Consider the following 1,561-nt stretch of genomic DNA (forward strand, 5'->3'; position numbering starts at 1 on the left):
CGTTGCACATACTGCCGCAAACTGGCATCGTCGATGTAGTCAAGTAAATATTGCGCTTTAACCAGTCGATTATACTCTGTCAGCGCCTGTAATATCGGGTGTCCTGAAGGATAACCAGACAGTTTTCTCACCAGTATTGCCTGTGTTGTTCGTTTTGTCTGAAGTGACAGGACAATACGCCTGATATCCTGCCATCCCGTTTCGATGACCCCCGTCCTGATGGGTTTCTTCAGCGCAAGTATGGTGTTACATTGTTCATTTTCAGTCACCTCAAACAGATCGTTGATGACGCTGTTAAATTGCGCGTATCGCGGTGCAAAGCTGTAGCCGCATAGATCCAATAAAGCGAAGTTGACGTGATTGACACCGTGTGTATCTGTCGAGAGTACGTCAGGTTTGATATCGCTGCTGTTGGATTGCAACAGATCATAGATATAGTGTGATTCATGCTCGTTGGAGCCGATTATCCGTGCATTCAGCGCGCTGTGATTGGCGACCAGGGTCATGGCCGTGATCCCTTTATTGGTACCGAAGTACTTCGAGGAATACCGGGTTTTAAACGTTTCCAGATGCGTTTCGAATTTCTGACCATCCGCACTGGCGTGCAACTGGTCCTCCTGAATATGGTAGTGGCGGAAGATGGGTAATGAAGCCACCGCATTATTGATCACGTCGCTGGCATCATGCAGCGTTTCAGGTCGGATATAGTTAGCCTGTACTGTACTCAGGTGTTCATAACTGCGGTCGGAGATCTGCGCCATACCATACACACCACGGTGAGTGGCGTTAGCAATCAGAATGGCCAGTAAATCATCCTGATGAGTAGTTCCCTGTTTTTGTATTGGCAGCACATGTGTCAGGCATCGCATAAACCCGGTTTCGCGCTCAACATACCGCAGGACATCCGCGATACCGACTGGCTGCATTCGCTTAAAGAAGGGATTGTTGACCAGAGATGTAGCGCCTTTTGTTGGCAGGTGCCAGCGGGTGCCCGAGCGATTTTTCATGATTACATTGCGATTATCTCCCTCATCAATATGGCGCGCCACGTCTTTGAGCGCGCTTTCCAGTCGATGTTGTTTCTCCTGTAACAATGCGTCAACAGGTTGTTTTAGTCTGTCCAGCGTTGATGACTCCAGCAGTGCATCCTGCGATGTTTGGGGGATCAGGTCGTCTTCCAGTGCCCGGTATTTGGTGACATTTGACAGATAAATACGTCCGTTCAGTCGTGAAGTTAACTGCCGGTAGAGCAGCCATTCATAACGTTGCGGATTAACGTTATCCTGTTTCACCAGCCATGGGAGGTGCTTTTTGGGGATAAGCGACGTATCCATTGTCATCAGTGATTCACCGGATACAATTTCCGTTTGCATCTTTTGAAGTTGGGCGACGACGGCTTCTGAGCCTTTACCGGCCTCACATTCAAGGCACAGGAACACTGGTCTTAACAACTGTTCCAGAAGGTTTCGTTGTTCGTCATAATATTGCCACTGGTACTCTTCCACGGTCCGTTTCTGTTTTTTCAGGTAAAGGCAGAGGGTCTGGATATCCCTGTCATTCA

1 protein-coding gene is annotated in these 1,561 nt (G+C 48.6%); it reads right to left on the reverse strand.

Annotated features, from left to right (window positions below):
* Positions 1-1,561: Tn3 family transposase (locus R8N47_RS23370; protein ID WP_276385191.1), on the reverse strand; the 1,561-nt coding region annotated here is incomplete at both ends.

It is taken from the genome of Vibrio sp. 2132-1, assembly GCF_033344315.1.